19 protein-coding genes and 1 pseudogene are annotated in these 21,588 nt (G+C 68.1%); 9 read left to right on the top strand and 11 right to left on the bottom strand.

Annotated elements, in window-relative coordinates; all coding sequences use genetic code 11:
* Positions 1–232: 232 nt before the first annotated feature.
* From ACIP1U_RS17385 to ACIP1U_RS17375, 3 genes are all read left to right on the top strand, one after another.
* The gene (locus tag ACIP1U_RS17385) at positions 233–991 is read left to right on the top strand and encodes an ABC transporter ATP-binding protein (RefSeq protein WP_400317032.1); all 759 of its coding nucleotides are present in this window, start codon (positions 233–235) and stop codon (positions 989–991) included.
* Positions 992–1,058: 67 nt separating this feature from the next.
* Positions 1,059–2,234: a c-type cytochrome gene (locus ACIP1U_RS17380; protein ID WP_400317014.1), complete on the top strand. Its 1,176-nt coding sequence runs from the start codon at positions 1,059–1,061 to the stop codon at positions 2,232–2,234.
* 132 nt (positions 2,235–2,366) lie between these two features.
* Positions 2,367–3,278, top strand: coding sequence for a DMT family transporter (locus tag ACIP1U_RS17375; RefSeq protein WP_400317012.1), 912 nt, complete (start codon positions 2,367–2,369; stop codon positions 3,276–3,278).
* Positions 3,279–3,404: 126 nt separating this feature from the next.
* Here ACIP1U_RS17375 and ACIP1U_RS17370 read toward each other — a convergent pair.
* Positions 3,405–4,268: pseudogene (locus ACIP1U_RS17370) on the bottom strand (sugar phosphate isomerase/epimerase family protein); the annotation flags it as partial.
* A gap of 146 nt (positions 4,269–4,414) precedes the next feature.
* Here ACIP1U_RS17370 and ACIP1U_RS17365 point away from each other — a divergent pair.
* Positions 4,415–5,182, top strand: a complete 768-nt coding sequence (locus ACIP1U_RS17365; RefSeq protein ID WP_400317011.1) for an IclR family transcriptional regulator C-terminal domain-containing protein — start codon at positions 4,415–4,417, stop codon at positions 5,180–5,182.
* 4 nt (positions 5,183–5,186) lie between these two features.
* Here ACIP1U_RS17365 and ACIP1U_RS17360 read toward each other — a convergent pair whose 3' ends face one another.
* Positions 5,187–6,140 (bottom strand): LysR family transcriptional regulator, encoded by a 954-nt coding sequence (locus ACIP1U_RS17360; RefSeq protein ID WP_400317009.1) that lies wholly within the window; start codon positions 6,138–6,140, stop codon positions 5,187–5,189.
* Positions 6,141–6,245: 105 nt separating this feature from the next.
* Between ACIP1U_RS17360 and aroQ the strand changes: the two genes are divergently transcribed.
* Positions 6,246–6,719, top strand: a complete 474-nt coding sequence (aroQ, locus tag ACIP1U_RS17355; protein ID WP_400317030.1) for a type II 3-dehydroquinate dehydratase — start codon at positions 6,246–6,248, stop codon at positions 6,717–6,719.
* 186 nt (positions 6,720–6,905) lie between these two features.
* Here aroQ and ACIP1U_RS17350 read toward each other — a convergent pair whose 3' ends face one another.
* The 3 genes from ACIP1U_RS17350 to ACIP1U_RS17340 all read right to left on the bottom strand — a co-directional run bounded on the left by ACIP1U_RS17350 (position 6,906) and on the right by ACIP1U_RS17340 (position 10,301).
* Positions 6,906–7,970 carry a porin gene (locus ACIP1U_RS17350; RefSeq protein ID WP_400317007.1) on the bottom strand — a complete coding sequence of 355 codons (1,065 nt, stop codon included), beginning with the start codon at positions 7,968–7,970 and terminating at the stop codon, positions 6,906–6,908.
* 64 nt (positions 7,971–8,034) lie between these two features.
* A complete protein-coding gene (locus ACIP1U_RS17345; RefSeq protein WP_400317005.1) occupies positions 8,035–9,363 on the bottom strand; it encodes an MFS transporter in 1,329 nt (442 codons plus the stop codon).
* A 104-nt stretch (positions 9,364–9,467) separates the two neighbouring features.
* Positions 9,468–10,301, bottom strand: a complete 834-nt coding sequence (locus tag ACIP1U_RS17340; RefSeq protein WP_400317003.1) for a shikimate dehydrogenase family protein — start codon at positions 10,299–10,301, stop codon at positions 9,468–9,470.
* A gap of 311 nt (positions 10,302–10,612) precedes the next feature.
* Between ACIP1U_RS17340 and ACIP1U_RS17335 the strand changes: the two genes are divergently transcribed.
* The 4 genes from ACIP1U_RS17335 to ACIP1U_RS17320 all read left to right on the top strand — a co-directional run bounded on the left by ACIP1U_RS17335 (position 10,613) and on the right by ACIP1U_RS17320 (position 15,849).
* Positions 10,613–11,683, top strand: coding sequence for a 4-hydroxyphenylpyruvate dioxygenase family protein (locus ACIP1U_RS17335; RefSeq protein WP_400317001.1), 1,071 nt, complete (start codon positions 10,613–10,615; stop codon positions 11,681–11,683).
* A 374-nt stretch (positions 11,684–12,057) separates the two neighbouring features.
* Positions 12,058–13,824 carry a sulfoacetaldehyde acetyltransferase gene (gene xsc / locus ACIP1U_RS17330; RefSeq protein WP_400317028.1) on the top strand — a complete coding sequence of 589 codons (1,767 nt, stop codon included), beginning with the start codon at positions 12,058–12,060 and terminating at the stop codon, positions 13,822–13,824.
* A 223-nt stretch (positions 13,825–14,047) separates the two neighbouring features.
* Positions 14,048–15,082 carry a phosphate acetyltransferase gene (pta, locus tag ACIP1U_RS17325; RefSeq protein ID WP_400316999.1) on the top strand — a complete coding sequence of 345 codons (1,035 nt, stop codon included), beginning with the start codon at positions 14,048–14,050 and terminating at the stop codon, positions 15,080–15,082.
* Positions 15,079–15,849 (top strand): TSUP family transporter, encoded by a 771-nt coding sequence (locus tag ACIP1U_RS17320; protein ID WP_400316997.1) that lies wholly within the window; start codon positions 15,079–15,081, stop codon positions 15,847–15,849. The genes pta and ACIP1U_RS17320 overlap by 4 nt, the downstream gene beginning before the upstream one ends.
* A 25-nt stretch (positions 15,850–15,874) precedes the next feature.
* Here the strand turns inward: ACIP1U_RS17320 and ACIP1U_RS17315 are convergent, their stop codons facing one another.
* The 6 genes from ACIP1U_RS17315 to ACIP1U_RS17290 all read right to left on the bottom strand — a co-directional run bounded on the left by ACIP1U_RS17315 (position 15,875) and on the right by ACIP1U_RS17290 (position 21,588).
* Positions 15,875–17,179: an MFS transporter gene (locus tag ACIP1U_RS17315; protein WP_400316995.1), complete on the bottom strand. Its 1,305-nt coding sequence runs from the start codon at positions 17,177–17,179 to the stop codon at positions 15,875–15,877.
* A gap of 35 nt (positions 17,180–17,214) precedes the next feature.
* Positions 17,215–18,723 (bottom strand): amidase, encoded by a 1,509-nt coding sequence (locus ACIP1U_RS17310; protein WP_400316993.1) that lies wholly within the window; start codon positions 18,721–18,723, stop codon positions 17,215–17,217.
* Positions 18,724–18,967: 244 nt separating this feature from the next.
* The gene (locus ACIP1U_RS17305; protein WP_400316991.1) at positions 18,968–19,144 is read right to left on the bottom strand and encodes a hypothetical protein; all 177 of its coding nucleotides are present in this window, start codon (positions 19,142–19,144) and stop codon (positions 18,968–18,970) included.
* Positions 19,145–19,301: 157 nt separating this feature from the next.
* The gene (locus tag ACIP1U_RS17300; protein WP_400316989.1) at positions 19,302–20,009 is read right to left on the bottom strand and encodes a GntR family transcriptional regulator; all 708 of its coding nucleotides are present in this window, start codon (positions 20,007–20,009) and stop codon (positions 19,302–19,304) included.
* A 70-nt stretch (positions 20,010–20,079) separates the two neighbouring features.
* A complete protein-coding gene (locus ACIP1U_RS17295; protein WP_400316987.1) occupies positions 20,080–21,081 on the bottom strand; it encodes a 2Fe-2S iron-sulfur cluster-binding protein in 1,002 nt (333 codons plus the stop codon).
* Positions 21,082–21,108: 27 nt separating this feature from the next.
* Positions 21,109–21,588, bottom strand: coding sequence for a heme-binding protein (locus ACIP1U_RS17290; RefSeq protein ID WP_400316984.1), 480 nt, complete (start codon positions 21,586–21,588; stop codon positions 21,109–21,111).

Genomic DNA, 21,588 nt, shown 5'->3' with positions numbered 1-21,588 from the left:
CGGATGCGCGCGGTCTCGTCGGCCACCAGCCGCGAGAACGCTTCCGGCGTCGGCGTGGGGGGGGGGGGGCCCCCCCCCCCGGGGGGGGGGGGGGGGGGGGGGGGGGGCGCCCCCCGGCGCTGGCTGTGCCGCAGGCGATATAGGTGCTGCAGGCGCCGGCCCTCTCCCCCAGCCCCTCTCCCGCGAGCGGGAGAGGGGGGTTAACGCGGCGGCAGGCGATGACTCGAAAGTACTGACCGGCGCCCGCATCGATATCCATCAGGTCAGCCACTGGTTCGGCCATGGCAACGAGCGCCTGCAGGTCCTCGACGATGTCGACCTTAACGTTGCGCCCGGCGAATTCGTTGCCCTGCTCGGCCCCAGCGGCTGCGGCAAGTCCACGCTGCTGCGCCTGGTCGCCGGCCTGGACCAGCCCGCAGCGGGCGAGATCCTGCAGGACGGCACGCCCATCACCGAGCCCGATCCCTCGCGCATCGTGGTGTTCCAGGATCCCACGCTGTACCCGTGGCGCCGCGTCTGGGACAACGTCGCGCTTGGGCTGCAGGCGCAGGGCATCCTCGCGCAGCAGCGCCATCGCGTCGACGACGCGCTGCGCCGCGTCGGGCTGGAAGCGTTCGCGCGCGCCTTTCCGCACCAGCTTTCCGGCGGCATGGCGCAGCGGGTGGCGCTGGCGCGTGCGCTGGTCAACGATCCGCGCCTGCTGGTGCTGGACGAACCGCTGGGCAAGCTCGATTCGCTGACGCGGCTGGCGATGCAGAGCGACCTGGTCGAACTATGGCAGCGCTCGCGCTTCTCGGCGCTGCTGGTCACGCATGACGTGGAAGAAGCGCTGTTCCTGGCGCAGCGGGTGATCGTGTTCAGCCAGCGGCCCGCGCGCATCGCGGCGGAACTCAAGGTCGACCTGCCCTACCCGCGCCATCGCGGCGACCCGCGCCTGACCGGGCTGCGTCATGAAGCGCTGCGCCACCTGGGACTGGACGCGAGCTGGTAATGTCCCATCGCAGGCTCCATCGCAGGCCCCAACTCAGGCCCAATCGCAGCACTTGGCAGCCCGCCTCATGAACGGCCCGCCGCCCCAGGCGTGGCTGAATGCACTGCTTGTCCTGATCGAGGAATGCCAGCTGGGCCTGCTGTGGCTGTGGCATGCGCTGGGCCTGACCGGCACCAGCCATGGCCAGCCCGCCTGGCCGTGGGCGTGGCGCGTTGCCGGCGAAACCCTGCTGATCGACCTTGCGCTGGCACGGCAGGTCGCCTTCAGCGTGTGCGCGCTCGCCTTTGCGGTGCTGGCGATCGCCGTCGCCATCGTCTGGCGCAGGGGCCGCCCCGTGCTGCTGGCGGCAGCGGTGCTGGCCCTGCTGCTGGCGCCGTGGCCACAGGCGTCGCTTCTGCTCAGCCCCGCCAGTCCCACCAGCTTCCACGCCAGCCCTACCCGCTTTACCGTGGATGCCATCGTGCTGGGGCAACGCGTCTACGCACAGCATTGCGCCGCGTGCCACGGCAATGACGGCCGCGGCGAAGGCCCGCTGGCCGCCAGCCTGCCGCAATGGCCGCCGACGCTGGCCAGCCCCCTGCTCGCGCGCCGCGCCGATGGGGAGTTGTTCTGGCACGTGCTGTCCGGCATGCGCGACCGCCGCGGCCAGCCGATCATGCCGGCATTCGGCGGCGAGCTTGCCGATCGCGAGGCCTGGGCCGTGATCGACTACATGAAGGCGTTGTCGGCTGCCAACAGTACAGAAGGCAACTGGCCGGTGCCGCTGCGGTTGCCGGAGATGGCCATCCGCTGCGGCGACGCGTCACCGGTGGCGCTGCGCCATTGGCGCGGCGAGCAGCGCGTGCGGCTGGTGGCGGTGGACGGGATCGCCACGTCCCTTCCCTATGAAGACCCGCGCTTCCTGACCGTGCTCGTCACACCGGATGGCCGCGTGCCGGCGCAGGTGCCGCGTTTCCGCGCCGGCTGCACGGCAACTTCGGCCGAGGCCTGGCAGGCCGTGGCGGCGATTGCCGGCCTGCCGCCGGCAAAGCTGGCCGGCACCCAGCTGCTCGCGGACCGCGCGGGATGGCTGCGCGCGCGCGGGTCGCCAGGCAGCGCATGGTCCGATGCCGACCTCGTCTGCGTGTCCGGCCCGTCTGCCGCGACGCGGACCATGCCCGCTGGTATCGATGGCCTGACGGCGTTGCTGCTGCGCATGGATGCCGAGCCGGTTCGCTTCGTCAAGGGCGGATTCATCCATTGAGCCTGGATTGTTCGCTGGCAGCGAATTCTGACTTTCCAGGCGCCGCCGCTATCGACCTTGCCCGGGAAAGTACCCTCGGCATCATGAAGAACCAGCCGGGAACGCTGACATGTTGTGGTTAAGGGTGGCGCGATGAGCGCCACGGGAAGTTCGCGGCCTCTGCAGGGTATCGCACTGATGATTGGCGCGGTGGCATGCTTTGCCGCGCTCGATACGATGACCAAGATCACCGGCGCCGCCGTGCCGGTGGTAATGGCGCTTTGGGTCCGCTATCTTGCGCAGGCGGCGCTGACCGGCGCGGTGCTGCTGCCGGCGCGCGGCCGCATCCTGCTGCGCACGCGCAGGCCGTGGCTGCAAACCACGCGCGCGGTGACGATGCTGCTGTCCAGCGCCTGCGCCTTCTTCAGCCTGCAGGTGCTGCCGGTGGGCGAGTTCACCGCGGTGGTCAGCCTGACGCCGCTGGCGATCGCGCTGGCGGCGGCGACGCTGTTCGGCGAGCGCATGTCTGCGCTGCGCTGGCTCTGCCTGCTGGCCGGATTTGCGGGCGCGCTGGTGGTGATCCGGCCCGGCGCCGACCTGGAGCCGGCCATGCTGCTGCCGCTCGCGGCGGTCTGCCTCAATGCCGCATACCAGTTGCTGACCAGCGTGCTGACCCGGACCGACGGCGCCGGCACCACGCATTTCTATACCGGCTGCATTGCCGCGGTGCTGCTGTCGGCCGCGCTGCCGCTGGCGTGGACCTGGCACGTCGACGCACTGCATTGGTGGCTGCTGGCGGGCATGGCGCTCGCCGGCTGCGCCGGGCACATGTTCCTGGTGCTGGCCTATGCGCGCGCGCCGGTCGGCGTGCTGACGCCCTATCTCTACCTGCAGATCGCCTTTGCCATGCTGGGCGGCTGGCTGGTGTTCGGCTGGCTGCCCGATGCCTGGTCGCTGCTGGGCGTGGCGATGATCGCGACCAGCGGCGTGGCCGGCACCGCGGTGGCAGCCCGCGAGCGCGCCTTGCCGGCACGGCCGGCGGCGCGGCAAGCGAGCGCGGTATAGCGTTTTGGCGTTTTGGCGTTTTGGCGTTTTGGCGTTTTGGCGTTTTGGCGTTTTGGCGTTTTGGCGTTTTGGCGTTTTGGCGTTTTGGCGTTTTGGCGTTCTGGCGCTTTAGCGTGCCGCGAGGGCAACGCCGCCGGCGCGCGCTGCGGCTACGGGCGCGCCGTTCGTCACCGCCTCCAGCCATTCCAGCGAGCGCAGCCCGTCCTGCGCAACCGGCAACGGCGGCGCCGCGCGGAAGGCATCGTTGAAGACCTCCAGCGACAGCGGCCCGCGATAGCCGGCCCGCAGCACGGCACGCGTGAAGCCGACGACGTGCAGGTCTCCCTGGCCGGGGAAATTGCGGTGGTGGCGGCTCCAGGTGCGCACATCCAGCGACATGCGCGGCGCGTCGGCAAGCTGGACGAAGAAGATCCGCTCGGCCGGCACCGCATCGAGGCCATGCAGCGTGTCGCCCAGCGCCAGCGTATGGAAGCTGTCCAGCATCAGCCCCAGCGCTGGATGCCCGGCGCGCTGCACGATGTCCCACGCCTGCCGCCAGCGGCGCACATGACGGCCCCAGGCCAGTGCCTCGAAGCCCAGGCGCAGGCCACGGCGGGCTGCGGCTTCGGCCAGTGCGTGCAGGTCGGCGGCGGCGCGCGCGGGATCGTCGAGCGCCGCGTCCTGCACGTTGCTGCAGACCAGCGCCAGGCCCACCCCGAGTTGCTCCATCGCATCGAACTTCCGCTCGGCACGCGCCAGCTCGGCGGCGGACAGGCCGCCCGGCATGGCCTCGAAATCGCGCAGCGGCTGGTAGAGCAGGATCTGCAGGCCAAGGTCGGCGGCCATGCGCCGGACCTCGGCGGCCGCTCCGGGGAACTGCAGCAGGTCGTCCTCGAAGATCTCCACGCCGTCGAAACCGGCGTCGGCAGCGGCTTGCAGCTTCTCCGGCAGCGATCCCGACAAGGTGACGGTGGCGATCGATTTGCGCAGCGGGGCAGGAAGAAGGGTCATGGCGAGAGTCATGGCGGTCTGGCGAGGTAGCAGCTTGGATTTCCCAAGGTTATGAGCCATCATTGCCCGCAACAACCGTCATTCGCGCGCCTGCGTGCGACAATCGCTCCAATGCAATCATCTATCGCGCGAACCAAGGGTTAACCATGGAAAACGAACCACTGAACCGGCGCGACTGGATCGCCGGGCTGGAGAAGGGCCTGGCCATCCTGGAGGCCTTCGACAACGACCATCCGCGCCTGACGCCCACGCAGGCGGCCGAGCGCACCGGCCTGACGCGCACCGCCGCGCGCCGCTACCTGCTGACGCTGGAGCACCTGGGCTACACCACCAGCGATGGCACGCTGTTCAGCCTGACGCCGCGCGTGCTCAAGGTGGGCTGGTCGTACTTCGATTCGGCGCGGCTGCCGCGCACGGTGCAGCCCTTCCTGCAGCAGATCACCGCGCAGCTTGGCGAGGCCGCCTACCTGAGCGTGCTCGATGGCTGGGAGCTGGTGTTCATCGCCCGCACCAGCACCAACCGCGTGATGAGCACAGGCTTCGTACTGGGCGCGCGGGTGCCGGCACCGCTGGGATCGGCGGGCGTGATGATGCTGGCGTCGCGGCCGGAGGAACAGGTCCGGGCATGGCTGGAAAACGTGGTGCTGGCGCCTTACACGCCCTACACCATCCTGCAGCACGACCGGCTGCTGGAAGAGATCCGCAAGGCCGGCGCGCAGGGCTACGCGATGCTGGAGCAGCAGCTGCAGACCGGCGTGCGCGGCGTGGCGGTGCCGCTGCGCGATCGCCACGGCAAGGTGATCGCCGCGCTGTCGGTCAACATGCCGATCGGCGACGAGACCCCACAGCAGGCGCTGGACCGCGTGCTGCAGGTGTTGCAGGACACGGCGCTGCTGATCATGCGCGTGCTGTAGCGGCCTACCCTTCCAGCGTCGTCGCCAGCGCGTGCGGCCCCTGCGTCAGCTGGGCCTTCAGGAAGGCCAGGCACACACGCATGCGCGCCGTGGCCGACGCACGGGCGCTGGTCACGGCCCAGATGTCGGACGGCTGCTGCCAGCCGGGCAGCACGCGCACCAGTTCGCCTGCGCGCACGCTGGCGGCCACGTCCCAGACCGACGCCATGATGATGCCGTAGCCCTCCAGGGCCCATTCGTGCGTCACGTCGGCAACATTCGATGCCATCGGGCCGGTGACTTTCGTGGTCTCCCAGCCGCCGTCCTGCCCCTGCAACCGCCACACGCCGAAGGCCTGGTCGCGCTCGCGCAGCAGCAGGCAGTCATGGCGCGGCAAGTCGGACGGATGCTCCGGCATGCCGCGGCGCTCCAGGTAGGCCGGAGCCGCGCACAGCACGCGGCTGCCGGTGGCGATGCGGCTGGCGATCAGGTGCGGCTCCTGCACGTCGCCCACGCGGATGTCGAGGTCGAACTGTTCGCCGATCAGGTCGACGCGGCGATCGAGCAGTTCCAGCCACACCTCCAGCCCCGGATGCTGCTGCCGCAGCAGCGACAGCACCGGCGCCACGTGCCGGCGCCCCAGCCGCAGGCTGGTGGCGATGCGCAGCTGGCCGCGCGCCTCGCCGCCGGCACCGCCGACCGCTTCCAGCATGCCGTCCACGTCTTCCAGGATCTTCCGGGCCCAGGCAAACGCGCTCTCGCCTTCGGCCGTGACGCTGACGCGGCGCGTGGTGCGGTGGAACAGCTTTGCGCCGAGCATGGCCTCGAGCATGGCGATGCGCTTGCTCACATGGGCCGGCGAAATGCCAGTCTCCTGGGCCGCGGCGATAAAGCTGGCGCGCCGCGCCACCGTGCAGAACAGCCGCAGGTCGCGCAGGAACGGGTCATTGTTCGCGCTGGGCGCATGCTGAATTTCCATGGCGGTCGATGATGGGACGAGGGCTAAACGATAGGCTATCGGCCGTGGCCGCGCCAGCATCGCGGCCGATTAAAGGGAACATGACGCGGACATGAAGGAGACATGATGAAGACAGTACTGGTGCTCAACGGGCCCAACCTCAACCTGCTCGGCACGCGCGAGCCGGCCGTCTATGGCAGCGAGACGCTGGCCGATGTGGAACGTATCTGCCAGCAGGCTGCGCAGCGGCTCGGGCTGCGGACCGAATGCCGGCAGAGCAATCACGAAGGGCAGTTGATCGACTGGATCCATGAGGCAGGCAAGCTGTGCGCGGGCGGCGAGATGGCCGGCGTGGTGCTGAACGCGGGCGCGCTCACGCATACGTCGATCGCGCTGCACGATGCCATCAAGGGCGCGGCGGTGCCAGTGGTCGAATACCACGTCTCCAACGTCCATGCGCGCGAAGCGTTCCGGCACAAGTCGTGGATTTCGCCGGTGGCGGTGGCGGTGATGGCGGGGCTGGGGGTGAAGGGGTATGGGTTGGCGGTGGCGGCGCTGGCGCAGGTGGCTGGGGTGGCCACGGAATCTGCTTCCGCCTGACCGCTGCGAGCGACGCACGCCGCTGGTTTGCTCCCCTCTCCCGCTTGCGGGAGAGGGGCCGGGGGAGAGGGCAGGCGTGTGGCAAGCACGACGGCACTTCACTTCGTGGACGCGCCCGCCCTCTCCCCCGCCCCTCTCCCAGGGGGAGAGGGGAGCAAACCAGCGCGGCTGGATCGCCGAGAGCCCTCAGAACTTATGCCTGACCCCCGCCATCACCCCCAGCCGCGTCTTGTTCCCATACGTATTCCCGCTGTTCACAAACCCCGCTCCACTGTTCAGCGCAATCCACTGCCCCTGCAGGTGGGTGTAGTCCACCTCCACATACACATCGGTACGCTTGCTGAAGTTGTAGTCCAGCATGCCCGCGGTGGTCAGCCGCTTGCCGCCCTGCCCCGCGTGCCGCAGCCAGTCGACCTGGAACGTGCCGATAAACGCCAGCGCATCCGTCAGGCTGAAGCGCGTGCCGACATAGCCGACGTTGTTGCGGTAGTCCGCCACGTCGAGCCGGTTGTTGGTATAGCCCAGGTAGTATTGCGACCGCGCCGCCTTCCACGTCCCGCCCACGCCCCACACCGTCTGCTTGCTCGCCTGCGCCGCCGGCACCGCGCCAAAATAGGCCGAGGTGACGTTCTGCGTCTGCTGGTAGACCGCGCCGATTTCCAGCGGTCCCGAGCTGTACACCAGCGACCCGGCCGCTGCCGAACTGGTTTTCAAGCTGCCCGGCACCTCGCCGAAGGTGTAGGCCGCCGCCACCTGCAGGCCGCCAAAGCTCTTGATGTACTTGAGCGTGTTGTCGTAGCGCAGCCCCGTATAGTTGCCGCCCTGGTAGCCGACGATGGAGTTGTTGGCAAAGGCCATCGCCTCGTATGACGACAGCACTTCATGCGCCAGCGTGTATTGGCGGCCGAGTGCGAGCTTGCCGTAAGGACCGTCGAAGCCGACTACAGCGGTACGGCCGAACAACCGTCCGCCCTGCTGGCTGGTTCCCGTATCGGGCGAGAAGCCCGACTCCAGGATGAACCACGCCTTGTTGCCGCCGCCGATATCCTCGGTGCCGCGGATGCCCCAGCGGCTGCCGGTCAGCACGCCATCGGTCATCTGCGTGCGGCTGTGGCCGGCCGCGTCTTCGTTGGTGCTGTAGCGGATGGTGGTATCGAGCAGGCCGTAAAGCGTGACGCCACCGGAAGTCTGGGCGACAGCGGGCACGCTGCCCGCGCCCAGCGCGAGCAGCGCAATGAATCGTCTATGCATCGGAGTGTTGTCCCGGTCTTTGTTGTCGTCTCGCGGCACGAGCAGTGCCGCCGAGGTATTGTCGTCAGGCGGCGCCAGGCACCTTGCGCGGGGCGACGAAGAACATCCACGTCAGCGCGATGAAGTAGGCGCAGGGGATCATCGTGAACAGCACCGCGTAGTTGTTGTTGGTCGCGGTCAGCACGTAGCCCACCAGCTGCGTCATGAACATGCCGCCGATCGCGCCGATCATGCCGCCGAAGCCAAACACCGAGCTGACCACGTGCTTGGGCGTGTAGTCCATCACCATGCTCCAGATATTGGCGGTCCACGCCTGGTGCGCGCCGATCGCCACCGAGATCGCGGCCACGGCCATCCACAGGCTGCTGGCGCCGGCAGCCATTACCACCGAGGTGATGCACACGGCAAAGACCAGCATCGACAGCAGCCGCGCGCGCACCGCGGGCATGCCGCGCGCGATCAGCCACGACGACAGCGCACCGCCGCCCACGCTGCCCACGTCGGCGCACAGGTAGATCACGATCAGCGGCAGGCCCATCTGCGTGACGCTGATGCCAAGCTGGTACTGCTGGTTGAGGAACGGCGGCAGCCAGTACAGGTAGAACCAGAACACCGGCGCGGTGATGGCGTAGGCCAGCGCGAAGGCCCAGGTGCCGCGCATGCGCAGGATCTGCGCGTAGCGGATGCGCTGTGGCACCGGTTCGACATCACGCGTGATGTGGTCCAGTTCCGCGGTGCTGACGGTCGGGTGCTGCTCGGGGTTGTGGTACCGCAGATGCCAGAACAGCAGCCAGACCGCGCCCAGCGAGGCGATCACCAGGAAGGCGGCTTGCCAGCCCCACGCCTGCAGGATCAGCGGCAGCATGATCGGCGTGATCATGGCCCCGACATTGGTGCCTGCATTGAAGATGCCAGTGGCAATGGCACGCTCGCTGGCCGGGAACCAGATGCGCGTGGTCTTGACGCAGGCCGGGTAGTTGGCGGCTTCCGTCAAGCCAAGGAAGAAGCGGCAGATCATGAAGCCGACCGCCGACGCCGCGAACGCATGCGCGCCGCAGGCGATGCTCCACAACAGCACCGCCAGCGCGAACGCGCGCTTGACGCCGACCATGTCGATAAAGCGGCCCTGCAGCGCAAAGCCGATGGCATAGCCCACCTGGAACCAGAAGTTGATATTGGCGTAGTCCTGCGCGGTCCAGGCCATGGCCTTGGCCAGCACCGGCTGCAGCACGCCCAGCGCGGCGCGGTCCACATAGTTCAGCGTGGTCGCGAAGAACACCAGCGCCAGCATGCCCCAGCGCACCTTGCCGAAGGCAAAGGCGGCGCGCACCTTGTCGCCGAGCGAGTTGCCAAACGCGGAAGCCGCCGGCAGCTCCTTGTGAGTCGTTGTCATGTTGTCTGTCTCCACCAATGGATAGGAAGTCTTTGCCGGCGTGCCTTTATGTGGCGATTTGCGCGCGGCATGGGCCCGGGCTCGCGCCCCTGCCCGTCAATGCGTCAGTACCGGATCTGCGCCACCTCGCGCAGCGCGTCGGGTGTCGCGGTGCCGTAGCCGAAGAACTCCAGGTAGGCCGGGATCATCTCGAACAGCATGTCGGTGCCCACCTGCACCTTGCAGCCGCGGGCCAGCGCGGCCTGCAGCAGCGGCGTGTACTCCTGCTTCATCACCACCTCGCCGACCATCGCGCCGGGGGCGATGCGCGCCACGTCGAACGGCAGCGGATCGCCGGGCTGCATGCCCAGCGGCGTGGCATTGACCACCACGTCGAAGCCATCCGGGTCGGCCGAGCCGGTGCTGACACGCAACGCCGGATAGTGCGCGGCAAGACGCTGCGCCAGGGCGCGCGCCGCCGTCTCGCGGGCGTCGAACAGCGCCAGCTCGGCCACGCCGGCCGCCGCCAGCGATGCGGCGATCGCGCTGCCCACCCCGCCGCAGCCCGACACGATGGCGCGCGCACCGTCCAGCCGGCAGCCCTTGCGCCGGATGCCGCGCACGAAACCCTCGCCGTCGAACTGATCGCCGACCAGCGTGCCGTCCTCACGCCGCAGCACGGCGTTGCAGGCGCCGGCGATGCGCGCGGCGGGCGTGAGTACGTCCACCAGTTCGACGGTGGCGACCTTGTGCGGCATGGTCACCAGGGCGCCGCGGATATTGGTCAGGCGGAACAGCGCCGGGAACACCGTGGCGTAGTCGTCCGGCTTGACGCCCATCGGGATCACGGCGGCATCGATGCCCTGCCGGTCGAACCAGGGGTTGTAGATCATCGGCGCCTTGAACGACTCCGTGGGATAGCCGATGTGAGGGATTAGCGTGGTCTTGCCGTGGATCATGGTGTGCCTGGGTTCCGGTGATTCGCGCTTCCCGGACTCCGGCTCAAGCAGCCTCTGGGTGGGGCCAGGAAGGGAGACGGGGCGCGTCGTTGACCGGAGATTAGTGGCCGCCCAGCGCCCAGCCAATTGTCGTATATGTCACTTTGCGCGATTAATGAACGCACATGCGCGATCAAGGCGCCGAATGCGGGTTTCTACGAGGCCGTTGCGAAGCGGGTCAACGCGCGGGTTGCCGCGGCGCCGTTGCTACTATCGGTCGTCGCCGCAAGGCCCGGCACCGCCCCCGCAATACCCAGACAGGAGCCAAGACTATGAGCGCCGCACCCGCCCCCTCCCCGCGCGCAGAGGATGCACAACCGTGGGACAACCCGCTCGGCATCCGAGGCTATGAGTTCATCGAGTTCGCTTCGCCAAATCCGGCCGCGCTGGGCCGGACGCTGGAGCGGCTCGGCTTCGCCGCCATCGCGCGGCATCGCCACAAGGCGGTGAAGCTGTACCGGCAAGGCGAGATGAATTTCATCGTCGATGCCGAGCCGGATTCGTTCGCCACGCGCTATGCGGCGCGGTATGGCTTGTCGATCTGTGCGATCGGGATTCGTGTCGACGATGCCGCGGTTGCGTTTGCGCGGGCGCTGGAGGCCGGCGCATGGCCGTTCGAGGGCGGCACGGTGGGGCCGATGGAGCTCAATATTCCCGCCATCCAGGGGATCGGGCAGTCGGTCTTGTATTTCATCGACCGCTGGCGTGGGAAGGAGGGCCGGCCGGGAGATGTCGGGGATATCTCGATCTACGACGTGGATTTTCGGCCGCTGGCTTCGGCCGGCGCGATGCCGGATGCGGGGCTGGTACGGGTGGATCATCTGACCCAGGCAGTCGATCCCGGGCACCTGGAAGCATGGCTGGAGTTTTACCGCAAGGTGCTTGGCTTCCGTGATCTATGCAGCGGCGACGAGACATTTGCGCTGGTGTCTCCATGCGGCACCATCCGCATCCCGCTTTATGAGAAGGGGACGCCGCGCCATGATCAGCTGCGCCATTACCTGTCGGACCAGCACGGCGAGGGCATCCAGCATATAGCGCTGGCCACCGACGACATCCTGTCCAGCGCCGCGGCACTGGACAGCCGTGGCGTGGAGTTCGTGCAGCCGCCGCCGGCTTATTACGATTCCGTGCCAGCGCGCGTGCCAGGCCATGGTCTGGACCTTGCCGCGCTGCGGCGCTACGGCATCCTCGTCGATGGCACCGGCCCTCGCGAGCGCTTTCAGCAAGCCTTCCTGAAACGCGAAGCGGGCGAGTTTTTCTTCGAGGTCGTCCAGCGTGACGGTCATCAGGGCTTCGGCGAGGGCAACTTGCCGGTACTGGAAGCGCTGTCGACGCGCTGACACCTTTGCGCCGCCCAGGCGCGGCACCCGCCTTCCTGCTTTCCCCCTGCGCCGGCTCCTGTGCCGGCGCTGTCTTGCTTGCTTCCCCTGCCATTTCAAACGCCAGGAGTGTCTCATAAGGCACCCTAAAACGCGTTTTGTCTCATTTTTTTGATTGTTTCATTCCGTAAACCAAAACTTCTTATTGACGGCAGCTAATCTTCCGCCTACATTTCGACCATCGCATCAATTTTCCGGAACGTACTGTTCCACTTTATAACACCCCCAACCAGGAGACACCCGCCATGCGCGACCTCGAAACCACCAAGCAGCCCGCCGTTTCCGGTGGCTCGGCCGCGGCGAAAGACAGCCAGGTTCCGGCTGGCCCGCAGACCATGACCCCGTCCGAAGCCTTCGTCGAAACGATGGCCGCCAACGGCGTGACCGACATGTTCGGCATCATGGGCTCGGCCTTCATGGACGCCATGGACATCTTCGCCCCCGCCGGCATCCGCCTGATCCCGGTGGTGCATGAGCAAGGCGCCGGCCACATGGCCGACGGCTATGCCCGCGTGTCGGGCCGCCACGGCGTGGTCATCGGCCAGAACGGCCCCGGCATTTCCAACTGCGTGACCTCCATCGCGGCCGCCTACTGGGCCCACAGCCCGGTGGTGATCGTCACCCCAGAAGCCGGCACCATGGGCATCGGCCTGGGCGGCTTCCAGGAAGCCAACCAGCTGCCGATGTTCCAGGAGTTCACCAAGTACCAGGGCCATGTCACCAACCCGGCGCGCATGGCCGAGTTCACTGCGCGCTGCTTCGACCGCGCCAAGGCCGAAATGGGCCCGACGCAGCTGAACATCCCGCGCGACCACTTCTACGGCAAGATCACCGCCGAAATCCCGAAGCCGCAGAACCTCGATCGCGGCCCTGGCGGCGAGCAGAGCCTGAACGAAGCCGCCGAACTGCTGGCCAACGCCAAGTTCCCGGTGATCATCTCGGGCGGCGGCGTGGTGATGGCCGATGCGATCGAGGAATGCAAGGCACTGGCCGAGCGCCTGGGCGCGCCGGTGGTCAACAGCTATCTGCACAACGACTCGTTCCCCGCCAGCCACCCGCTGTGGTGCGGCCCGCTGGGCTACCAGGGCTCGAAGGCCGCGATGAAGCTGATCTCGCGCGCCGACGTGGTGATCGCGCTGGGCTCGCGCCTGGGGCCGTTCGGCACGCTGCCGCAGCACGGCATGGACTACTGGCCGAAGAACGCCAAGATCATCCAGATCGATGCCGACCACAAGATGCTGGGCCTGGTGAAGAAGATCTCGGTGGGCATCTGCGGCGACGCCAAGGCTGCCGCCATCGCGCTGACCCAGCGCCTGGCCGGCCGCACGCTGGCCTGCGACGCCACCCGCGACGGCCGCGCCACCGATATCGCCAACGAGAAGGCGGCGTGGGAGAAGGAGCTGGACGACTGGACGCATGAGCGCGACCCGTACAGCCTGGACATGATCGAAGAGCAGAAGCAGGAACGCACGCCCAACGGCGGCCACTACCTGCACCCGCGCCAGGTGCTGCGCGAGCTGGAAAAGGCCATGCCGGAAGATGTGATGGTGTCCACCGACATCGGCAACATCAACTCGGTGGCCAACAGCTACCTGCGCTTCGAGAAGCCACGCAGCTTCTTCGCGGCGATGAGCTGGGGCAACTGCGGCTACGCCTTCCCCACCATCATCGGCGCCAAGGTCGCGGCTCCGCATCGCCCGGCCGTGTCGTACGCCGGTGACGGCGCGTGGGGCATGAGCCTGATGGAAACCATGACCTGCGTGCGCCACAACATCCCGGTGACCGCGGTGGTGTTCCACAACCGCCAGTGGGGCGCGGAGAAGAAGAACCAGGTGGACTTCTACAACCGCCGCTTCGTCGCGGGCGAGCTCGACAACCAGAGCTTTGCCGAGATCGCCAAGGCCATGGGCGCCGAAGGCATCGTGGTGGATCGCCTGGAAGACGTGGGCCCGGCACTCAAGCGCGCCATCGACCTGCAGATGAACCACGGCAAGACCACCATCATCGAGATCATGTGCACCCGTGAACTGGGCGACCCGTTCCGCCGCGATGCGCTAGCCAAGCCGGTGCGGTACCTGGACAAGTACAAGGACTACGTCTGATCTGATCGAAGCAGCGCCCTTTCGCTCGCGATGGGGTGCCCCCTCTCCCGCTTGCGGGAGAGGGTTGGGGAGAGGGCCGGAGTACCCACGAAGTCGTGGCGCTTCAGCATAGCCGGCGCCTGCCCTCTCCCCCGGCCCCTCTCCCGCAAGCGGGAGAGGGGAGAACACCAAGGGCATAGCGCGAGCCGCTGGCCCTTTTTTCAGTTTCACCGAGCCAACCACCATGAAACCCATCCTCCGCATCATCGACCGCGCCCGCGCCGCGCCCCGCCGCATCGTGCTGTGCGAGGCCGAAGACCCGCGCATCCTGCAGGCCGCGCAACGTGCCACGCAGGAAGGCATCGCGCGCATCGTGCTGGTGGGCAACCCGCGCCAGATCCATGCTGCCGCGGCTATCCACGGCATCGCGCTGGACGGCATCACGCTGGTCGATCCCGCCACCTCGGCGCTCGCGCCCTCCTTCGCGCAGCAGCTCTACGCGCTGCGCCAGAAGAAAGGCATGACGCTGGACGAAGCCAGGCGTGCGGTGCTGGACCCGCTGTGCTTCGCCAACCTGATGGTGCGCCTCGGGCATGCGGACGGCTCGGTCGCGGGGGCGGAACACACCACCGCTGACGTGGTGCGCAACGCGATCCAGCTGATCGGGCTGGCGCCCGGATTCCGGCTGGTATCCAGCTTTTTTCTGATGATGCTGTGCGAGCCCTTCCACACGCTCAAGGGCGGGCTGATCTTCTCTGACTGCGGACTGGTGGTCGATCCCGACGCCGAGGCGCTGGCCGATATCGCCATGGCCGCCGCCGACAGCGCACGTGCGCTGCTGAACGACGAGCCGCGCGTGGCGATGCTGTCGTTCTCGACCAGCGGCAGCGCCCACCACGCCGCCGTGGACAAGGTGGTGGCCGCCACCGAACGCGTGCGCGCGCAGCGTCCCGGCCTTGCCATCGATGGCGACGTGCAGCTCGATGCCGCCATCGTCGCGGAGATCGCCGCGCGCAAGGTCGCGCATTCGCAGGTCAACGGCCGCGCCAACGTGCTGGTGTTCCCCAACCTTGAAAGCGGCAATATCGGCTACAAGCTGGCCGAGCGCGTCGGCGGCGCCAAGGCCATCGGGCCGATGCTGCAGGGGCTCAGCAAACCCGCCAACGACCTGTCGCGCGGCTGCAGTGCCGACGATGTGTTCCATGTCATCGCCGTCACCGTGGTCCAGGCGCAAGCCACCGCGGAACAGGCCAGCAAAGGCGAACAGGCGGCGGCATGAAAGCGGAATTGTTATTGCCGCTGCTGGGGCTGCAGGCCCTGCTCGGCGCGGGTACCTACTTCCAGACGGTGACCGGCTTCGGCCTGGGCATGATCGTGATGGGCGCCACCAGTGGCCTGGGCCTCGCGCCGGTGGCCACGGTAGCGGCCGTGGTCAGCCTGGTGACGCTGGCCAACAGTGCCTGCGCGCTGCCGGGCAAGTTCCAGCATATCGACTGGCGTGCCGTGGGCGCCGCCGCGGTCGGCATCCTGCCGTCGGTGCTGGCCGGCGTGCTGGTGCTGGAGTACCTGAGCTCCACCGCGGCCACGCTGCTGCAGCTGCTGCTGGGTGCGGTGATCCTGTACGGCGGCCTGAGCGCGGCCTTCAAGCCCGATCCGCTGCCGCAACGCTCGGGCGACGGCAGCTTCTTCATGAGTGGTGTGTTCGGCGGCCTGCTGAGCGGCATGTTCGGCGTGTCCGGGCCGCCGCTGATCTTCCAGTTCTACCGGCAGCCGATGAAGCCGGTGGAGATCCGCTGCGCGCTGATCCTGGTGTTCACCGTCACGTCCAGCGTGCGCACGCTGTTCTCTGCGTGGCAGGGCCAGCTCGATGCCGCGATCTGGCTGCAGGCGGCGCTGGGCGTGCCGGTGGTGGTGGTCGCCACGCTGCTGGGGCGGCGCTTTCCGCCGCCATTCTCGCCGACCACGACGCGGCGCGTCGCGTTCGGCGTGCTGATCGGCATCGGCGTCAGCCTGATGCTGCCGGCGATCTCGGCATGGGTGCGGTAAGGGCGTCGGCGCCCTCCCCACGCGTTCAGGCGGCCGTCCCCGCCGGCTGCGCCAGCGGCGCGACGTCCTCCTTCTCTCCGCTGCCGCCGGCCTGGCCCAGGTCCATGCCGGTGGTTTCCGGCAGCAGCACGGCGGCGACCACGACCATCGCATAGCCGACTCCGGCCACGATCGCGATCGCGCTCGGCAACGAGGTGTGCCCCGAACTCAGCCACCCGACCGACAGCGGGAACAGCGAGCCGATCACGCGGCCGGCGTTGTACGAGACGCCATAGCCCGTCGCGCGGATATCGTTGGGATAGGACTCGGAGATGGTTGCACCGATGCCCGCGAACACCCCCTGCATCAACACCCCCAGCGGGAATCCCAGGAACAGCATTGACGTGTTCGACACCGGGATCACCATGTAGACCAGCGCGGCCACGAACGCGCCCGCTGCGAACACGATGTAGGTCAGCCGCCGGCCCCAGCGGTCGGTGGCATATGCGCCGGCCACGTACCCGATCAATGAACCGATGATGGTGACCGTCAGGTAGGAACTGGTGCCGAACACCGACAGGCCACGCTCGGTCTTGAGGAAGGTCGGCAGCCACGTGGCAATGGCGTAGTAAGCCCCGAGCATGCCGCCCGAAAGCAGGCTGCACAGCAGCGTCTTCGACAGCAGCGGCCCGCGGAACAACCGGCCGAGCCCGGCCAGCGCCGAGCCTTGCCGGCCTGCCGCGCGGCTCTTCAGGAAGATCTCCGGCTCCTCCAGGTTGCGGCGCAGGTAGATCACCACCAGCGCCGGCAGGATGCCGAGGAAGAAGCAGACGCGCCATGCCGTCTCCGCCGGCAGCACGCTGAAGGTGATCGCATACACGATCGCCGCCGCGCCCCAGCCGAAGGAATAGCTGCTCGCGGTAAAGCCCGAGTATTTGCCGCGGTGCGCCGGGTTGCGGATCATCTCCGTCACCAGCACCATGCACAGCGACGACTCGCCTCCGAACCCCAGCCCCTGGATCATGCGGAACAGCATCAGCTGCTCTGGCGACTGCGCCAGCCCGCACAGGAAGCAGGCACCCGCGAACACGATGATGGTCCAGCGCAGCACGCGCACACGCCCGTAGCGGTCGGCCAGGATACCGGCGCCGATCGCGCCGACCAGCGACGACACCAGCGTCCACGTGACGATGGCGCCCGCCGTGGATTTGCTCATGCCCCACTGCCCCAGCAGCGTGGAGATGAGGAAGGAATAGATCATGAAGTCGAACACGTCGACGGCATGTCCCAGGAACGCGCCATAGAAACCCTTGCGCTCCATGCGCGACAAATCACGGAACCAATCGAACATGATTCCCTCCCCTGTGGTGGTGTGACGTGGTGTGGTTAATTGTGTTGGCCCGCCGGCAAGGCGGCAGGCTGTGGCGGCGGCCGGCAGGCATGGCCCGCTTCCTCCAGCAGGCTGGCAAAACGCAAGGCCGTGAGATCCTGGTAGCGGCCGGCGACGATCTGCACGCCGACCGGCAGGCCGCTGGTGCCCGGCCCGATTGGCGCGACGGCCGAAGGCAGGCCGCACAGCCCGGAATGGCCGGCCCAGAACAGCTGCGTGGTCATCGGCTGCGGGCGGCCGTTGACGGTGATGGTGCGCTGCCACGGCTCGCCCGCCTCGTTCAGGGGAAATGCCGTGGTGGCCGCGGCCGGGCATAGCAGCACGTCGTAGCCGGTGAAGAAGCTGCGCCAGGCGGCCGCAAAGCGTTCGCGCACGACCTGCAGGCGCAGCCAGTCACGGTGGCTCAGCGTCGCGCCGGTGTACTGCAGGGTTTCATAGTCATGATCGCCCGCCGCGGCGGTTGCGCTGCGGGCCAGCGCATCGGCAAACGCGGCGTCGTCCATGTGCACAGAGGTGGTGGCGCGCAACAGCGTCACATAAACATGCCATAGCTCGTGGGCGTCGAAGTCGGGCCGCACATGCCAGTCGACGCGGGCGCCCTTGCCGGCCAGCCAGTGCCCGAGCTGTTCGATCCGCCCGGCAACCTCGCCGTCGGCTTCCGCCTGGGCATGGGTAGGCAGCACGGCAACGCGGAAGTCGCAGAGTTGGCGGTGCGGGCATTCCGGCAACTGCAAGCGGTATGGCAACGGGTATGGCAACGCCTCGTCGCCGGCCGGGCCCGCGATCGCGCGCAGCACCAGTTCCAGGTCCCGCGCGCTGCGCGCCAGCGGGCCGGCGACATTGATGTCCTGTTCCCCGAAGCGGGCTGCGCCGGTCCCGTGGCCCACCAACGGCACCAGGCCGTGGCTGGGCTTGAGCGAGAAGATGCCGCAGTAATGCGCCGGGTTGCGCAGCGAGGACCCAATGTCGGAACCCACATCGAAGAACGACAAACCCGCGCAGACCGCCGCCGCGCTGCCGCCGGACGAGCCGCCCGGCGTACGGGACGGATCGTGCGGATTGCGGGTGGTGCCGTAGATGGCGTTGTAGCTCTGCCAGTCGCGCAGGCCAAGCGGGACGTTGGTCTTGCCGAGCAGGATCGCGCCGGCATCGCGCAGCCGTTGCACCACCATGGCATCGCGCTGGGCCGCATGCCCGCGCAGGGCGGGATTGCCGCAGGTGGTCGGCCAGCCGGTGACGTCGAACGATTCCTTGACCGAGAACGGCACGCCGTCGAGAACGCCGCGCGCCTGCCCGGTGCGACGGCGCCGGTCGCTGTCGCGCGCCGCGGCGCGGGCGGCGCTGAAATCCGTCAGCACCAGCGCGTTGATGGCGCCGTGCCATTGCTGCCAGGCCGCCTCGCAGGCGTCTACGAGCTCCTCCGATGAAACCGTGCCGCCGGCGAGCCGGTGTGCCACCTCCCATAGCGGCGGAAAGCCGCCGGTTGTCCAGTCGGGCAGGTTCACATCGGCTCCTTGTCGTTATCCGCGCGGTTCGGCACGGATGGGGCTTTATCAGGGGCTCAGGGACTGCGATAGCGTTGGTATACTATATTCCAACTTGCGCGCAGTGCAAGGCGAAAGTGCGCGCGGGCACCACCGCTGGCGGCGCGAGGGGATCGACTATGCGGGGAGGGACGGCTCGCAGAACGCGAGCCAGGATGAAACAGGCCAGGTGCGGCGCGATGCGCCGCCCGTCATTCAGGCTGGATCAGCAATGACCGCGCCGGGGCGCGCGGCCGCCCAGTGCCTGGAAGAAGCGGCCGATATCGCGCAGGCGCAGCGGCATCAGGGGCGAGGCGTGGCGCACGGCGTCTCGCGCTGCAAAGTGGCGCAGCAGTTGCTGACCCACGGGTTGCGAAAGATAGCGTTGCTCAGGCGACTGCATGGTAAATTCCGTGACCTTGAATGCCTACAGTATACACACTCTTGGTGCAGTGCGTCATATGAGGGCATGCAATGCCCTGTTGCCGGGCATGCAATGGCAACGCGGAACTCAGGAAACATCCGTCGCCCACAGGCACGGCGGCGGGCGCCGCCTTCGCTCAGGCCGCCTGCGCCGTGCCCTGTCCGTCCACCGGCAGGTCGGCCGCCTTGGCGGCGCTATAGACATGGCGCGCGGCCAGCAGCGCGGCAAGATCCGCGTCGCCGGCGATCACGGCCTGCAGGATCTGGGCGTGCTCGTCCCAGTTCTGGCGCGCCCGCACCACGTTGGCCGGGCCAAACAGCACCGCGGTGCGCTCGCGCAGCGATCGCATCATTTCCTGCAGCACGCTGTTGGCGGCGATGGTGCCGAGCACCTCATGGAAGCGGGTATTGAGCGCGAGCAACTCATCCGCGCGGCCCTGTGCGGCGGCCTCCATGCCGTGGCGCAGCACGGTTTCCAGTTCCGCCACCAGCGCCGGGTCGCGCCGCTGCGCAGCGAGCTTGGCGTTGAGCCCCTCCAGCGTGGCGCGCACCTCCACCATCTCGCGCGCGATCACCGGCGACAGGCTGGCCACCGTCGCGCCGCGGCGCGGTTCGATCTGCACCAGCCCCTCGCTGGCCAGCGCGCGCAGCGCCTCGCGCACCGGGATGCGCGATACGCCCAGTTCCGCCGACAGCTTGTTTTCTACCAGCCGCTCGCCTGGCGCGTACTTGCCGTTCAGGATGCCTTCGCGCAGCTTGTCGGTGACAAGGGCGAACAGCGGCGAGTGGCTGGCACCGAGGCTCAGCGGCTCGGCGGGCGCGGCGGAAGACGGAGTGAGGGACATGGGATCGGCAGAGGCGTAAGCGAAAGGCTGGCGTCATTGTATACCAGCCGATTCTTGCATACCCTATGTCTTAACAAAGGTGCTGGAAGGTAAAGCTGTCCGCGTAGATGTGATCCGGGCTGGCCCCGCGCGCCAGGAAAGCGGCACGGGCGTCACGGATCATGTCGGGCGAGCCGCACAGGTAGATGGCGTGTTCGCTCAGGTCGCCAAGATCGGCCAGCGCCGCATCGTGCACGTAGCCGCGCCTGCCCTGCCAATCCTCACCGGCGCGCGACAGCACGGGGACGTACTGGAACTCGTAGAGCCGTTCGCCCCATGCCGGGATGTCGCCGTGCAGGTACAAGTCCTGCGCCTGGCGCATGCCCCAGTACAGCGACACCGGCGGGCAATCGGGATCGTCCATCAGCGATTCCAGGATCGCCTTGATCGGGGCCAGTCCGGTGCCGGTGGCCACCATCAGCAGCGGCCGGTAATCCCGCGCGCGGTAGAAGAAGTTGCCAAGGGGCAGTTCGACGTCGATCGCATCGCCAGCCTTCATGCGCGGCAGGACGCCGTCGGTAAAGGCACCACCCGGAATGCGCCGCACGTGCAAATCGACGCGCCCGTCCCGCGGCACCGATGCCATTGAAAAACTGCGCGCGAGCCCGTCGGCACTCCGCAGCTTCAGGTACTGGCCGGGCCGATAGTCCAGCGCGCCTGCGTCCGGCACTTCCAGCTCGACGTGCATGACGTCCGCCGACAGCGGGCGCACCGCCTGCACCACCGCGCGATGCCGCGCGGGCTCGGCGCAGGCCTCGTCCTCGCGTGCGGTGCTGATGACCAGGTCCGCCAGCGGCTGCGCCTGGCACGCCAGCGCGAAGCCGGCGGCGGCCTCGTCTGGCGCCAGTCCAAACGGTTCTTCGTCGTACCGCACCTGCCCGTCGAGCAGGCGGATGCGGCAGGTGCCGCAGCCGCCCAACTGGCAGTCGTGCGGCAAGGCGATGCTGGCGCGCTGTGCTGCCTGCAGCAACGTCTCGCCGCGCTCGACAAAAAAGACCTGCTGGGTTTCGGCGATCTGGATGCGGTACGACATGGAACCTCCGCTGAGACGGACTTGTACTTACTTCTTGATGTCGGCCTGCACCAGCACCTTCAGCTCCTGCGGCGCCAGCAACTCGGCCAGCGCCTGCAGCGCGGCCAGGCCGGCCTGCGTGTCCTGCTCGCCGTTGCCGCCCGACAGGCCGATACCGCCGATCACCTCGTCATTGACCACGATCGGAAAGCCGCCGACGAATGCGGCGAACTTGCCCTCAAAGCTCCACTGGATGCCAAACGCCTCGTTGCCCGGCAGCGCCGGCCCGTTGGGTGGCGTGGTGAACAGGTGGGTAGAGCGCTTGTGGCCCGCGGCGGTGAACGCCTTGTTCCACGCGATCTGCGGCCCGGTGATGCGGGCGCCGTCCATGCGTTCGAGCGCGAGCGGATAGCCGCCTTCGTCGACCACGCAGATCGACTCCAGCACGCCGATTTCCTCCGAGCGCCGGATCGCCGCGGCAACCATGTGGCGCGCTTCGCGCAGTTCCAGCTTGATGGCTTTCTTCAT

Source organism: Cupriavidus sp. NPDC089707, assembly GCF_044748965.1.
Classification (GTDB): Bacteria; Pseudomonadota; Gammaproteobacteria; order Burkholderiales; family Burkholderiaceae; genus Cupriavidus.
The sequence above is the reverse complement of the archived record's forward strand: the minus strand, read 5'-3'. Positions and strand labels throughout refer to the sequence as shown.

Bases quoted from the DNA above. Each gene is read 5' to 3' on its own strand.
- ACIP1U_RS17380 (WP_400317014.1), top strand. From the start codon at position 1,059: ATGAACGGCCCGCCGCCCCAGGCGTGGCTGAATGCACTGCTTGTCCTG.
- ACIP1U_RS17375 (WP_400317012.1), top strand. From the start codon at position 2,367: ATGAGCGCCACGGGAAGTTCGCGGCCTCTGCAGGGTATCGCACTGATG.
- ACIP1U_RS17365 (WP_400317011.1), top strand. From the start codon at position 4,415: ATGGAAAACGAACCACTGAACCGGCGCGACTGGATCGCCGGGCTGGAG.
- ACIP1U_RS17360 (WP_400317009.1), bottom strand. From the start codon at position 6,140: ATGGAAATTCAGCATGCGCCCAGCGCGAACAATGACCCGTTCCTGCGC.
- aroQ (WP_400317030.1), top strand. From the start codon at position 6,246: ATGAAGACAGTACTGGTGCTCAACGGGCCCAACCTCAACCTGCTCGGC.
- ACIP1U_RS17350 (WP_400317007.1), bottom strand. From the start codon at position 7,970: ATGCATAGACGATTCATTGCGCTGCTCGCGCTGGGCGCGGGCAGCGTG.
- ACIP1U_RS17345 (WP_400317005.1), bottom strand. From the start codon at position 9,363: ATGACAACGACTCACAAGGAGCTGCCGGCGGCTTCCGCGTTTGGCAAC.
- ACIP1U_RS17340 (WP_400317003.1), bottom strand. From the start codon at position 10,301: ATGATCCACGGCAAGACCACGCTAATCCCTCACATCGGCTATCCCACG.
- ACIP1U_RS17335 (WP_400317001.1), top strand. From the start codon at position 10,613: ATGAGCGCCGCACCCGCCCCCTCCCCGCGCGCAGAGGATGCACAACCG.
- xsc (WP_400317028.1), top strand. From the start codon at position 12,058: ATGACCCCGTCCGAAGCCTTCGTCGAAACGATGGCCGCCAACGGCGTG.
- pta (WP_400316999.1), top strand. From the start codon at position 14,048: ATGAAACCCATCCTCCGCATCATCGACCGCGCCCGCGCCGCGCCCCGC.
- ACIP1U_RS17320 (WP_400316997.1), top strand. From the start codon at position 15,079: ATGAAAGCGGAATTGTTATTGCCGCTGCTGGGGCTGCAGGCCCTGCTC.
- ACIP1U_RS17315 (WP_400316995.1), bottom strand. From the start codon at position 17,179: ATGTTCGATTGGTTCCGTGATTTGTCGCGCATGGAGCGCAAGGGTTTC.
- ACIP1U_RS17305 (WP_400316991.1), bottom strand. From the start codon at position 19,144: ATGCAGTCGCCTGAGCAACGCTATCTTTCGCAACCCGTGGGTCAGCAA.
- ACIP1U_RS17300 (WP_400316989.1), bottom strand. From the start codon at position 20,009: ATGTCCCTCACTCCGTCTTCCGCCGCGCCCGCCGAGCCGCTGAGCCTC.
- ACIP1U_RS17295 (WP_400316987.1), bottom strand. From the start codon at position 21,081: ATGTCGTACCGCATCCAGATCGCCGAAACCCAGCAGGTCTTTTTTGTC.
- ACIP1U_RS17290 (WP_400316984.1), bottom strand. From the start codon at position 21,588: ATGAAGAAAGCCATCAAGCTGGAACTGCGCGAAGCGCGCCACATGGTT.